The sequence below is a fragment of the Brevibacillus schisleri genome, assembly GCF_055685845.1.
The window spans coordinates 21780-35158 of record NZ_JBVNDM010000002.1 but is presented as its reverse complement, the minus strand read 5'-3'; the positions used below and the strand labels follow the sequence as shown (position 1 = coordinate 35158).

Here is a 13379-nt window from a genome sequence, read left to right as displayed (position 1 = left end):
ATGAGATTTTTGGCTAAACGTAAAATCTGGCTATTGTCTTCCTTATTCTTTTTCCTGATACCCGCTAACATTGTGTTAGCGGGCGGGGAAGAAAGGGCTGTTGATTGGTTTAATGCCATTCTAAACAGCATTTCGACTGGCATTGCTTCCTGGATGTTCGAGTATCTAAATGAATACGTTTTAATTGAAACAGATTTTGAAAGTATCCGTGCTGTTGGTCCGTTCTTTGACAAACTCATGGGATATTCAATGAGTCTTGGGATAGTATGTGCTGTTTATTTCGGAGTACAAGAAATGTTCCTGAATATGCTACGAGCTGGGATGGGACAACGAACTACGCCAGCAACACAAATTTATGCAAAAACAATCATTAGCGGTGCAATGGTCGTATCTGTGCGGTATCTACTGGATTTAATGATCGAGATTAACAATTATATCATCTCTGATATTTCAGCTTTGCAAATTCAAGTGGATAAGATCAGAGGGATGTTTACGCTCCCTGAACAGGTCGGTGCTGATCAGGCTATTTTGTTCCTGATTTTTGTTATAAGTGCATTGGTATTGGCTTTTATGGGGGTTGTTCGCTACGCAGAGATTGCCAGCTTATATCTTTTCGGCCCTATCCTGATGGCGGGTGACATATCAGCGAATACCATGTCACATTTTTTCAGAACTTCTATTGGGATTATTTTTACTCAGGCAGCACAAGTTTCCATTTTAGGTTTAGTGTTTAGCAACTTCACGAATCAGCCTAATGGCGCTCACTATTTTATAACGATTGGGTTTATTGTCTTACTACTCCGGGGTTCAAAGTTGTTACGTGAGTGGTTATATAGTACCGGAGTAGGGGACGCAGCAGGCGCAGCTGCAGGACAAGCTGTTTCATTTCTGGCTCTACGAGCAAGAGGCGGTGCAATATCATCTCTTGGACAAGCGGCGCTTAATAGCTTGCCAATTGGAGGTGGTGGGGCACCGAGGACCGGTGGTGGTTCAGGTTCTATCATGAGGAGAGGATAAAGTTGGGGAAGTATAAGATTCCACGAAATTTAAACAAGGCTACTTTATATGGAGGGTTGGATTTAAAAGGTTGGGTTTTAATCTCACCCTTTATTGCCCTCTTCTTTTTTTGCCTTTATCAATCGTATCCCATTATTGACTCTGGACGAGAAGTGCTGGGATACTCGCTTTTTTGTGGAGCTGCTTTTATTGCATTGCTGGCTTATGGGTTAGTAAAACCATTGCCGCAATTAACCGAAAGACCGATTGTATATATTTGGCGCACACAAATTAAATCTCGTTATCGGCAGAAGACGTTTTACTGGGGGCGTAAAAAATGAAAATGAAATTACCGAAACTGAAACTTCCTTTTTCTTCACAAAAAGCAGAATCAGTCAACAGTGAAGAAAAATCTGTAGACAAAACTATTCAGGATATCATGCCTTTGACGGGAATTGATGGACATGTTCTGCGGATGAAAAATAATTCGATTCGGAGCATGCTCGAAGTAACCAGCCTGATTAACATTAATTTATTGGGCACAAATGAAAAGGAAGAGGTCGTTTCTGGTTTTCAATCTGTCCTTAATGAGTTCGAAGGAAAACGAATGCAAGTTTATATTTCTTCTGAGCCAATGGATGTTGCCGATTATGTGGCGTACTTGGAAGATAAAGTCGAAAAGGAGCAAGTATCTGAATATCGAGCAACAAGATTGGATGCAGAGCGGGAACATGTTATAGAACATGCGAATGAGAATCGATTTACGAAGAGATTTTATGTGATTACTGGATCGGATTTGTCAGCAGATGATGATAAATTAGATGAATTGCGTGAGCAGAATAACGTTTTGATTGAAGGGTTCCGTGGAATTTCGCTTCATTCTCAGCATTTGAACTTGCTTATGAAGACTGGAACGGAATATGGGCGCGTCCTGTTTGATAAAATTAATGCTCGAAAATCTGCAAGCTTTGGGGAGTTGCAGAATTACCGGTTAAATGACATGGCCCCACACCATATGTTTGACCACGATACCTATTATGAAATTGATGGTTACTTTTATAGTACGCTGGTTTTCAAGACCTACCCACGAGATCCAAAGGCTGCGTGGTTGACCGAACTGTATAAAATCAAAGGGCATGTTGATATTTTGATTGATATTGAGCATACAGGAAAAAGTAAAGACAAGGTAATTAATGATCTTTCCAATATGATGGGAGAAATTGAAACAGATTTGGTAAGACCATTATCAGCTAAAGAGAAAAAACAAAAACAAAGAGATTATGATGATGCTGATTTAGTGTTGGATGAAGTCTTGAGTGAAGAAGAGGCAGCTTATAATGTTACGGTTTATGTAATGGTACGTGATGAAACTGTTAAAGGACTCGAAAAATTAATTAGAGATGCTGAATCTAAAATAAGACGGGCAAAAGGGACTACTTTTAGGTTGGAATATGAAGGCTGGGATGGATTTTTTGCAGCGTTGCCGATAATGTATGAATGCAAATTAAATAAGCGTTTTTCCAATCCTATGCATTCAATGGCCATATCCGGAATGTATCCTTTTGTTCGTACCGATTACCAAATGAACACAGGCATTCGCCGTGGAATCAATGTAGATAATAACTCTCTTGTGATTGTTGATCGTATGGACCGATCTCGTTTCGTGAATGGAAATGAGGTTACTATTGGGATTTCTGGAGGCGGTAAAACATCCGGGGTAGAGATGGACATTTTGCGCGAACACTCTCAAGGTTTTAAAATTCGTGTTGTGACACCAGAACCGGGTTTTAATTTTGGGGTTGGTCAATTCCTAAAAGTTTCACCAGCAAATAAGTGGGTGTTTAATCCACTCCACATTTCCAGTTTTATTGTTGATAAAGATGAAGATGAAGAGGACATTATTCATCCAGGAGAATATTTGCGAGTCAAAATTCCGCAAATCGTCCGCTGGTTCTCTTGGATCATTGAAGACCTTACCCCAACAGAAAGAGCAAAGTTGCATCGTAAAATCCTTATGACCTACGGACTGAAAGAGTACAACTTTGAATCGAACATAGCACCGACCGAGTTCCCGATATTAGAAGATTTAGCTAAGATTTGTTATGAAGATCCCGATACAAGACGTGTTGGGGAATTGTTAGATCCGTTCGTGAATGGTACATATGCCAAAATGTTTAACGGACAGCGCAACTGGACAATGGATGATATGTTTGTCGCAAATGTGCGTGATTGTCCATTGGAGATCTTGCCGGCGACGATGGAACTGCTTATTCAGGAGTTCTGGGAAGATGCTAAGTTGAACAATGGTAATGTGGGAGTTATCATGGATGAGCTTTGGTATTTTGGAGATCCAAACAGGCCACAGACATTAGATTTCATTTGGGAAATGTATAAGCGGATTCGAAAATATAATGGTTATGCTAACGCATTAACCCAAAACGTAGTCGATGTCATGAAGCATCCAAAATTGACCGCAATTATTAATAACGCGGTGTTTCAACGCTATTTCAAACTAAAAGAAGAAGATGCAGCAGCATTGAGTAAAATTGTGCAATTGACCGAAGTAGAAGAAAGTTTCATCCGATCTACCAGTGAACCACGAGGCACAAACCTATTCTTTATTGGAAATCATCGCATGAAAACCCGTACTAGCTATAATCTGGATGAAATGCAAATCCTTAACCCAGAGCGTTTCGATATGATCAAACAGGTTAGTGGTGATGAGTTATTAAGGTTCAATTAGTTGTATGGGCAGCTCAGAACTGGCGACCGTTGCTCATCACCGCCTTGAGTGTTGTTTTTCTTTTCTTGACAATCATCTCGTCTGTTATTAGCGGGATCATGAGTATTTTTATGGGAGATCCTGATTATGTTCCTATTTATAAGGAAGCGGCTTTAAGGCATGGTGTTGAATGGAAATGGGTGTACGCAGTTGATGTAGTGCGTTATGAGTTTGATTTGGAAAAAGCCCTCCCTAACAATTCTGTCAGCTTGTTTTACTATTATGAAACGATTGAGGTTAGCGATGGGGAGGGTGGAACAAAAACAAGGAAAGTAAAACGATACTACACATTAGAGGAAGTAATGAACGGCCTTCAATTCACGGACGAGCAAAAGGCGGATGTTCAAGAGGTTTTAGATAGCATCATAGAAGAAGATTATGGTTCCGACCATGACGATGCAATACCTGTTAAAATCATGGAACTAGCCAAGCTTGCTGAAAAAGAGTACGGAGTAGATTGGCATATATTGGCTGGAATTTGGCAATGGTCTAATGGACGGGTAACACTTCCGGAAAATGAATTTATATGGAAACAATACCAAGCGGACGGAAACGGCGATGGAATTGCATTGGTAACAACGCCCGAAGACGTTATGTTTACCATTGCGAATTATCTTTCCTCTAATGGGCACGAGACACGACTCAAAGAGCTTTTAGGATACATCTTCCCTGGTAAAGAAAATGAAGTCATTGAATTTATCAAGGACCTTCAAGAACTAAAGGATATTGATAATATCCATTTTGATATATGGCCTGTCCCTGGTCATTTTACTATTACCTCGGGATTTGTTAATCGAACAAACCCTGTAACCGGTAAAAACGAAAATCACAAGGGAATTGATATTGGTGCCCCAAGGAATGCGATTATTATTGCTGTCGCTGATGGTAAGGTGATTTCGACAACTGCAACAGAATATAGCGGTGGCTATGGAAATCTAACAAAGATACAGCATGACGGTTATCAAACATGGTATGCTCATCAAAATAAATTTGCGGTTGCTCCGGGGATGATTGTAAGCAAAGGGGATCTGATCGGCTATGTCGGAAGGACCGGACAATCAGACGGAAATCACCTTCATTTTGAGGTCCGGATTGATGGCAAGCCAGTGAATCCATTACCCTTTCTATCTAAACGATAGGAAAGGGTTTTTTGTCAATCAATCATTTACTATTACTTACTGTTAATTTATAATAGAGGTATGATTTCTTTTTAACAATGGAGGTTCCCAATCATGAATGACCAGAATTTGATTGCTATTGCATCTAACTTATCGGTTGCCAGTTCCGATATCCTTACCTATTTAGAATTGAAAGAAGGTCAGTCTATACGCTTATCGGATCTATATTTATACATGTTGCAACAAGGAGTAGGGATGCAAAAAACTCCCGAAGAAGTAGAAAGCCTTTCTTTGTCGCTGATGGTTAGGACAGATACCGACAAGACAGATAAAAGGTCTAAGTTAGTCGCGATTACTGAATTTGGTAAGAGACTCATGGACTTGGGGAGAAACATCGATGTGGTTACTGATCTTTACCCTGATCCTGTACTCCAGGAGGATACGTTGCGGAGAATCAAAGTGGAACTCCAAGGAGATCACAGGAAGATTTTGGAGGCTCTCCGTGATGAGGAAGGCTTTGATTCCATAAAGGAATTGTATGGAAAAGTAACTAAAGGAAAGGTGGCATACCGAATATTTCAGAGTCGGATTGCAGCTTTGAAAACAGCGTTACTGTTAGATGTAGAAAGCATAGGAGTGAGGAAGATACCTGTTTTGACATCTAATGGAACGCGAATATTGGAGTTGTAGAACAATCACTTCGCTAGGTTTTGATTTATACAACATTAATCAAACGAGGTGAGCGTATTTGGAAATAGGTTACTTGAAAGGCATTGTCATTACAGTGTCGCTATTAAATCTGCTGTGGGCTTTATTTGAAAGGGATAGAACGAAGAGAATCGTTTTTGCTGGTATTGGGTCCATTTCTGGTTTGTGGGTTATGTTGACTTAAGGGGTGAGAACGTGAACGCCAAATTATGGATGGCGCTAGGTGTTTTATGGTTTTTGGTGATTGCTGGTTTTGCGTCAGTTTTAGGTGGATTATGTTTGATCTTCACATTCTTATATTTAGGGATTGAAGCATTTTTCTTAGGATTAGGTGCCGTTTTCATAGGCTACGGCATTCTTTGTGTGGCTCATGTATTAGCAAAAAAAGCAGGGCACGTTTACGAAGAACATAAAAAAGTAAAACGAAAGAACAAAATGGAAATGCTGGATATAGAGAGGCTAAAAAAAGATGAAAAGTACAAAAGATGGATGCTTTATAAATAAAAATGCCAGGAGCTGAACGAAATGGCTATCACCGTTATAGAGCAACTGAATGGACTCATTTCGGATCTTATGGATGCTTTGGAAAGAAAGGAAAATGAACTTCAAAACAGCGATCCTAAAGACGTCAAAGTTGAATACTTACAGCAAGAAATCCCGCGTTTACAAGAGCGACTGGAATTTTTGATCTCATTCAGGGATGAAGAACAAGCGAGTGGGAAAATTCGTTATGTTTACGAGTTTGGTAGCCCTGAGTTTTTCAGGCAAGATTTCGAGGGTGTGAAATGTCTTCAAGATAACTTTGTTTTTTTGACTCAACGTACACTTGAGGCGAATGTGAAACCCAGAGAGAAAGTCAAATATATGGAAAACCTTATGAAAGCATACAAGGAAGCTATGGAACAAAAAAGTCCTAGAAATCGTGAATAACAGAAAAGGGAAGGGTGAGGGTTGATGGAGACTGGTTTGTTTTCAGGGTGGTTTGTTCTGTCGATGACTGTATGTTTTGCTTTGTGGTATATAGCTCCATCTATTCGTGACTTATTTCTTGATTGGGTCAGACATAGAAATCGAGGATGAAGTGTACAGGATCAGAGAGGAAGGCTATTGGTAATTTTGATAAGAATAGGAGAGATGAAATTGGGATACATGACAACTGTAACTTTTTTGAATGATGGGTGGAGCAATATCAAAGCAGATCCAATTGGATTTGTAGAGAAAGTAAATCTTGGGATGCATGGAATAAGTGAAGACAACAAGCGGGATAAGAATATCAATACTTATAGCTTGGGTAATCACGCTGGTAAAATTGATGTTCTAGCAAGTCATCATGCCGATGAACCAAGACTGTTATTGATTTATCAAAATGCAATGACAGCAATTGGATATGGAAGCGATTCAAACAGTATTGAGCAGCGCAAACGAGCGTTAGCACTGGCAAAGCAAATGATTAAATGGGAAGAGGAACAAATCAAAAAACTAGAACAAGAAACAATATAGGATAGGAGAGGGAATATGTTTACTCATTTTTATGTAAAGAGGGACGGTTTGGACTCAGCTCTTGAAATAGTGAGAGAAAGCAGGTTTCGTGAAGGTCTTCAATTAATTACACCACATTTTATTTTTTTATCCACTATAGCCGATTATGAGGATAGGATTGAGAACTTGACTTCTGCTTTGCAAAAGTTTAGAAAACAAGGTGTTTTATTGGTTGTTGTTGACGATTTAGTTTACCAGACGCATGAACAATTTATTGAGGTTTTAGGGCTTCCTCTAGTAGCAGCTATAGAAAGTAATACGACAGAGTTATAAGCGGCGCGGATCGACCACACCTGCACACTGCTCAAAATAAATAATCGGAGGAAAGAAGACCATGAACAAAAATGAATTATTGCTATTAGTACAACAAATTCAAAGCTTTGCATTAGAATCTTGGCAGTATGTACAGGCAGAAGATGAAGAAGCAGTTTACGGAAAGCTAAAAGCTATACAAGCTTTATCTAATAAAGCAATACAAGAGATTGACGAGAAACATGGTTGCTAATTTATCTATTGTGTATCCAGGGGCGCGGATCGACGAGCCTGAATACATAATGTTCAAAGAGATAAGGAGGGAAATGGATGCTTTCAACATTCGATAGAATATTAACGCCTTTTTTCGTTACAATGTTTATTTTCTTTCTAATTATTGCTCTGTTAACGTGGTCACCACAATTCTTGTTTTCGGCTTTATTTGCAGGAGTCATTCCGATTATTACAAAATGGGTCAGACATTTATTTCAGATTTGACTTATTGCTCATTATGTGAAAAGGGATGATTCCGATGGTGGATTGGTTAGCTGGATTAATTACTAATCCTTTAGGATATTTGTTGCTATGCTTGCTGATTGCTTTAGTTGTGACTGGCTTTCTATATTACAGATGTGAAGTTTTCTTTACTGATATGGGTGAGTCTTAACTCAAAATTGTTAAACTTTCTTTATCTAATAAAGCAATACAAGAGATTGACAAGAAACATTGTTGCTAATTTATATATTGTGTGTCCAGGGGCGCGGATCGACGAGTCTGAATACATAATGTTCAGGAGACTAGGAGTAAACTGGATGTTTTCAACATTCGATAGAATACTAACGCCCTTTTTCATTACACTTTTCAAAGATTATTGGAGGTGCCGTTATGTCGCAAAGACAACCGTCAGTTATTTTGTCTAGGCCCATGTTGGATTCATCCGCTGTTTATACCTTTGAGCGGTATCAAAATGGATATGAAACAGTTGATATTGCAGCTTATCAACTCATGGAAATCCTTGATGACTTCGATAGACTAGGAAAGCTATATAAACCTAGCACGGGGGCGCTTGTTTTTTCGGACCAAGATAAAGCAACGTTGAGAAGTTTGTGTCCGGTTAATAGCCCCCGTGGTTTTTTTGTTAAAGCACCGATTTTAGCCATGATCAAACTTTACGATGCCTATATTAGTCTTCGTAATGAAGAAGAGTATGAGGGGTGAAGGGGTTTAGAGGAATCATCGAGAAAAACGGCAAGGCGTGAGCAGTCAAGGGCTTTCGCGGCATATCCTCGCTTCGGGATGAGGCCGAACAAAAAACGTGTTCGTCCGGATCCCTTCACTCCGGTATTCCACGGTCCCTTGACAGCCCCCGGTCGGCGGTAGCGGCGGGCTATGCCGCCCGGAACCTCAGGAAAAGCCGATACTCCAGGATTCCGGACGGAAGCCTATTGTGTACCGCCGACTCCCCAAGCCTGCTGCAGACGTATGCGGATCGGTAGATAGGCCCCTCCCGTCTTTCCTAGGAAAGGCCGTTGGAGGAATTTTCTGCAACGTGATTAATTGGTAAATAAGCATGTTGGGAGTTGATCGTAGTGTCGGAGACTATAACGAGTAAGGCTGTTGTTTTTTTAACAAGTTGTGTATTGGTGAATGTTTTGTTGGTTTATCTTTTTCCGCCATACAGATACGCCCTGGGGATTTTTGTGATAGGAGCGTATTTTTTGAATAAGGCGAATGAAGGGGAGGAATCTTTCTTTGGTTCGCTATCCGACTCGAACATTTGGCGTATTACAATTTATGGATACATAGGTACAGCTATTGGTCTCTTGGTTTCTAGTTTGATTTATCTGATAATTAAATAAAGAATCGGAAAAATCAGCATCATAATGCGGGTTTACAAAAACGACAAAGAATATAGTTTCTTTGTCGTTTTTTATATCCAAGGGCTGGAAAAACGACAAAGAATGCAGTATAATTAAATCAGAAAAAAAGACAAATAACACAACTGTCTCGTGTAATTCATTGTAGTTGGGTAAAATGGTTCCGTTGCCTCGGTGGAATCGTTAGGACTTGCATTTTGTGAGCTGGATGCGAAAGGGGTGATTCGATGAACGAGCAAGGACTTACAGGGTGGCTAACTCCTGATGGGATGTTCCTCCCTTGTGAGTACGGAAAGCATCTTGAGATGGCCAACGTAATCGTAAACAAAGGGAGGATGCATGCTGATAAGCTAAGAGCTAATCAAGTGGATAAGCATCCTTTACTCCAATTTAATGATGTATTTTTGCGGCGTGTGAAGTGCTACATACCATTAGGCGTGCAACTATATGGGGGAAACTCATTCTTGGATTTGCATATTGACCGTGAGAATAATAAAGTTCGAATAACGGATGCGCAGATCAGGTGGTTCCGAGACAACTACGATAAACTCACTGTCGAGCAACGAAAAATGCTAATCAAATGGGTGGAAGGATTCGATAATGAAACGAATTGGTTATCTGGATAGAGCAGCTACTCAAATTGATAAGGAGATAGAGCATGGCCATATAGCTGCGGATTATGCATGGCATCAGGAATATTTGCGAGCTTTGATTTATCTTGTATGTGCAAGCATGTTTGTGTATGCGTTATTGATTTATTTTTAGCTATAAATAAATTGCTCAAAAAATAAAATTGGAGGGGTTCCAATGACTAAGCATTCTGCTCGTTATGTGAAGGAGGGGGGGCTTTTATGAATCAGTTTCAACAGCAATTAAATCAAGTGACAACGATTGATTATTACAAAGTGATATGTACAAATCCTATTTGTGGAAGAGTGTTTTTCGAGTTTGATTCTTTAACACGTTGCCCTCATTGTGATTCTGAAATAGATCCGTTTAATGAAAGTTTGAATTTAAAAGTTACATTGAAGATGAACACTAGAACAGGTTCCATGACTTTGATTAAGTCTATTGCTGGATTTGAAGGCGATTAAGTTTAGGTTGAATGATGAGGTTGAGAGTCTAGTTTACTAATTGTGTATTAGATTAACTTGTCGAGAAACGCCTGTCATCCTTACAGGCTGTAGTGGTTACATATGGTGTACCAACAGTATAGACGGATTGACATGGAGCCTCTACGAGCATGAATGGAGAGCGAACGGGGCAATACCAGAAAGGATTCGCTTGGTGCGATAGCCTATCATGCTCGCCTCTCCATGTAAATCCTGTTTGTACACTATATAGAAACGTAGTTATAGCAAGGCTTTGACGTACATTTAGGTAATTTCAATTTACTATGTAGGGAGATAAGGTATGTCTGAAATAATTTGGCAATTACCCGTTAAACAGAGCAATAAAACTGACCATGATTGGATTCACCCAAAAGCAAAATACCATGCTTTTAAAAACTACAACTCGATATGTGGTAAATATGGTCAAAAAACTGATTTTTTTGATACGACTATCGACGTAATCGAGCTAATGAAAAAGAAACAATTTGCATGTAATAAATGCTTAAAAAAATTAAATCTATATAGCTGAGTATTGACTGCTTTACTTATTAGTTAATAAGGAAAGGTGGCAACTGATTTTGTTCATGCATGGTGACCGTATCGAGGTCGTAGAGCCAAAAATGTCATGGAATAACCAAAGGATTTTAGCGAAAGTAGGCGTTAGGGGTACTGTGATTGGTTATCCTGCTTCGGAAGCTGACAAAGATTTATACGTTCGACTCGACGGGCAATTGAAGAATATATGGCTCAAGCATCGACATGTAAAAAAGGCGAACGATGCTTTCACTTAATAGTTATGTAGTGCTGAGAGGAGGAAAAACGATGTTTCAAATATTGGACATTTGCCGTATTTGCCTTGAGGCATCAATTGTAAACAATAATAAGCTTTGTGCTGGATGTGTCAAGGAAACCTAATAAATATGGTGTTCCGAGGGCAGTATCATACGCGATTAGAGCTGATTAAAGGTGGAGGGGAGCAATATTCTGTACTTTTCAGTATTTTTAATTTTGGTTGGTGCAGTTGTTATCTTCATCGGGCGTAACGAAAAACGACCTGATGATATGGAAGGGCCACTTAATAGGTTGTACTTTTCGATCAGTGGTAACGGCCAGGTATTAATGGCAGTCGGAATAGCGATATTACTATTTCACTATTTTGATTTGCAGTCGTTCATACAATGAATACTCTGAATACAAATTGCTCATTTTGGATAGAAGGAGGCATGACGAATGTCTAAAACATACATCGTAATGTCGGACGGTTGTATAGTGGGTGTTTATAAAGCAAAGGGCCGAGCAATAGATCGGGCAATAGAAATGGCGGCAACTGGGATTGAGGTTTGGCAGAATGAACGGTTTATAGAGACGATTACTGATTTTACTCAAGGGGGGCTTATGGACGCTAAGGATGAGGTGGAAATAATGCAAAATCGTGGAGAATTAGTTTCCAATGCATATAAAGCTGTGCAATTGGTTGATGTTGATGAATTAAAGAAGTATCCCTTACCTGTCCTAAAGCAAGTGAGAGCTTTAGTAAACAGACATTCAAGAAATGGACATGGGGCATGGGAAGAGCCGTTGTGGGCTATAAACGATGCTATCGAACATTTATCAAAATAGTTGGATACACATTGCTCACGGAAGAAAGAGGAAGAATATTCCATGTTTAGATGTGATATTTGTGAGTATCTCCATCATGAAGTGATTTTTACGACAAGTGATTGCTGCAAAGGCGCGAAGATTGGAGCGATCTGAGAGCAAATAAGCGAGTCCTACCTGGACTTAATAAAATGAGGAGATCAAAATGAAAATTTCAACTAAAAGATATTGTGCTTCTTGCCATCGTGATTTTCGCGATATGGAATTAGTGTGGTATATGCCAGGTGATAATGATACTGTTTGTGGCGAATGCAAAGGGAGAATCAAAACGTTATTTGTCCCTGCGGTAAGAATTGGTGGGAACATTGAAGAAGGACGCAAAAATATCATGGCATTGATTGATTCTTTCAACGAACATGTGGGGTATATGGAAAGTATTGAAGTAATACCAGATCCAGCGAAATCAGGGAATGAAATTGACAAGGAGCTTTGCAAAAAGTGCAAAAAAACCAATGACCTCTCCTACATTAGTGAGCTATGTTCGGATTGCTGTGAAAAACAATATGACGAGCAGCTTGACCGTGAGATCGAGAGTCACCGAGCAAAGCTAGAACGCTACTAAGGTTAGGGAAAGCTTTGTAGAGGGAAAGGTGACATGTCAATGAGGTATCTTTTGAGTTGTGAAAGGGAGGGAAAGTGAAAATGAAACTTTATGAGTGGCTTCGAAAATTATTGGATGGTTCTTCCTATATTGTAAGGCAAGATCTGGCATCACTCGACCTTCATCAAACGGGAGCTGGAAAAGAAGGTGAGTTTTATTCCGTTCAAATTGTCGGGTCCATACTGGTATACCGAGATGATAAGAAGAAGGATCTTGTTCTAACCTTAATCAAACGTACTGGGTCGGAAACGGTGGATGAAGTAATGGAATGGGAACGCTTAAGATTGGAGCAAATTCACTTGCTAGATGAAATGAGTTTACAAGAGACGCTAAAGCATCCCGTTCGTGTCTATCGCTCTGCGAGTGGGACTATTTACGGGGAACCTAAGGCAGCTTTAATCAATACTTTACTTCACATGACGGATGCCGCAGCATACAGGGAAGAAAGTGCAATAGAAAAAACAGCTGGGCTTCTGGCGCCACAATTAGAAGAGCAAGAAATTGGGACCGCATTCCCCATAGGGAAAGTTACTATTCAAATAGAAGAATTGCCATTAGGTGAGCTGCTAAGTCAACAACTAGGAAATGGTTATATATCGTTTCGAGACGATGATTTAGAAGCTTTGATGAACTCGGAGGCTGGGAAGCGATATTTGGAACAAATGACATCGAGGCCGAGAAAATACAACGCCCCTGTCGGGACGTTTATAAATAAACCACCCTACAACTAGAAAA

Annotated in this window: 19 protein-coding genes; all 19 read left to right on the top strand. The window is 39.8% G+C overall.

What is annotated here, in order from left to right:
• Positions 1-1017, top strand: a complete 1017-nt coding sequence (locus tag ACUUHJ_RS32155; protein ID WP_472301298.1) for a conjugal transfer protein TrbL family protein — start codon at positions 1-3, stop codon at positions 1015-1017.
• A 2-nt stretch (positions 1018-1019) separates the two neighbouring features.
• Positions 1020-1337 (top strand): hypothetical protein, encoded by a 318-nt coding sequence (locus tag ACUUHJ_RS32150; RefSeq protein ID WP_472301297.1) that lies wholly within the window; start codon positions 1020-1022, stop codon positions 1335-1337.
• The gene (locus ACUUHJ_RS32145; RefSeq protein WP_472301296.1) at positions 1334-3739 is read left to right on the top strand and encodes a VirB4 family type IV secretion system protein; all 2406 of its coding nucleotides are present in this window, start codon (positions 1334-1336) and stop codon (positions 3737-3739) included. Before ACUUHJ_RS32150 ends, ACUUHJ_RS32145 begins: the two co-directional genes overlap by 4 nt.
• 110 nt (positions 3740-3849) lie before the next feature.
• A complete protein-coding gene (locus ACUUHJ_RS32140) occupies positions 3850-4917 on the top strand; it encodes a M23 family metallopeptidase (protein ID WP_472301295.1) in 1068 nt (355 codons plus the stop codon).
• Positions 4918-5010: 93 nt separating this feature from the next.
• On the top strand, positions 5011-5586 hold the full coding sequence (locus ACUUHJ_RS32135) for a hypothetical protein (protein WP_472301294.1): 576 nt from the start codon (positions 5011-5013) through the stop codon (positions 5584-5586).
• A gap of 213 nt (positions 5587-5799) precedes the next feature.
• Entirely contained in the window at positions 5800-6108 is a 309-nt protein-coding gene (locus tag ACUUHJ_RS32130; protein WP_472301293.1) for a hypothetical protein, read from the top strand.
• A 21-nt stretch (positions 6109-6129) separates the two neighbouring features.
• Complete coding sequence (locus ACUUHJ_RS32125; RefSeq protein WP_472301292.1) at positions 6130-6534, top strand: hypothetical protein; 405 nt, start codon at positions 6130-6132, stop codon at positions 6532-6534.
• A 210-nt stretch (positions 6535-6744) separates the two neighbouring features.
• The gene (locus ACUUHJ_RS32120; protein WP_472301291.1) at positions 6745-7104 is read left to right on the top strand and encodes a hypothetical protein; all 360 of its coding nucleotides are present in this window, start codon (positions 6745-6747) and stop codon (positions 7102-7104) included.
• A gap of 15 nt (positions 7105-7119) precedes the next feature.
• Positions 7120-7416, top strand: coding sequence for a hypothetical protein (locus ACUUHJ_RS32115; protein WP_472301290.1), 297 nt, complete (start codon positions 7120-7122; stop codon positions 7414-7416).
• A 61-nt stretch (positions 7417-7477) separates the two neighbouring features.
• Positions 7478-7648 (top strand): hypothetical protein, encoded by a 171-nt coding sequence (locus tag ACUUHJ_RS32110; RefSeq protein WP_472301289.1) that lies wholly within the window; start codon positions 7478-7480, stop codon positions 7646-7648.
• A gap of 632 nt (positions 7649-8280) precedes the next feature.
• On the top strand, positions 8281-8613 hold the full coding sequence (locus tag ACUUHJ_RS32105) for a hypothetical protein (protein ID WP_472301288.1): 333 nt from the start codon (positions 8281-8283) through the stop codon (positions 8611-8613).
• Between the two features lie 886 nt (positions 8614-9499).
• Entirely contained in the window at positions 9500-9898 is a 399-nt protein-coding gene (locus tag ACUUHJ_RS32100) for a hypothetical protein (RefSeq protein ID WP_472301287.1), read from the top strand.
• A complete protein-coding gene (locus ACUUHJ_RS32095; protein ID WP_472301286.1) occupies positions 9873-10037 on the top strand; it encodes a hypothetical protein in 165 nt (54 codons plus the stop codon). The genes ACUUHJ_RS32100 and ACUUHJ_RS32095 overlap by 26 nt, the downstream gene beginning before the upstream one ends.
• Positions 10038-10123: 86 nt before the next feature.
• Positions 10124-10366, top strand: a complete 243-nt coding sequence (locus ACUUHJ_RS32090; RefSeq protein ID WP_472301285.1) for a hypothetical protein — start codon at positions 10124-10126, stop codon at positions 10364-10366.
• 319 nt (positions 10367-10685) lie between these two features.
• Positions 10686-10913 (top strand): hypothetical protein, encoded by a 228-nt coding sequence (locus ACUUHJ_RS32085; protein ID WP_472301284.1) that lies wholly within the window; start codon positions 10686-10688, stop codon positions 10911-10913.
• 49 nt (positions 10914-10962) lie between these two features.
• Positions 10963-11175, top strand: a complete 213-nt coding sequence (locus tag ACUUHJ_RS32080) for a hypothetical protein (RefSeq protein ID WP_472301283.1) — start codon at positions 10963-10965, stop codon at positions 11173-11175.
• A gap of 439 nt (positions 11176-11614) precedes the next feature.
• On the top strand, positions 11615-12004 hold the full coding sequence (locus ACUUHJ_RS32075; protein WP_472301282.1) for a hypothetical protein: 390 nt from the start codon (positions 11615-11617) through the stop codon (positions 12002-12004).
• A gap of 184 nt (positions 12005-12188) precedes the next feature.
• The gene (locus ACUUHJ_RS32070; RefSeq protein ID WP_472301281.1) at positions 12189-12605 is read left to right on the top strand and encodes a hypothetical protein; all 417 of its coding nucleotides are present in this window, start codon (positions 12189-12191) and stop codon (positions 12603-12605) included.
• Positions 12606-12685: 80 nt separating this feature from the next.
• Positions 12686-13375 carry a hypothetical protein gene (locus tag ACUUHJ_RS32065; RefSeq protein ID WP_472301280.1) on the top strand — a complete coding sequence of 230 codons (690 nt, stop codon included), beginning with the start codon at positions 12686-12688 and terminating at the stop codon, positions 13373-13375.
• The last annotated feature ends 4 nt before the right edge of the window (positions 13376-13379 follow it).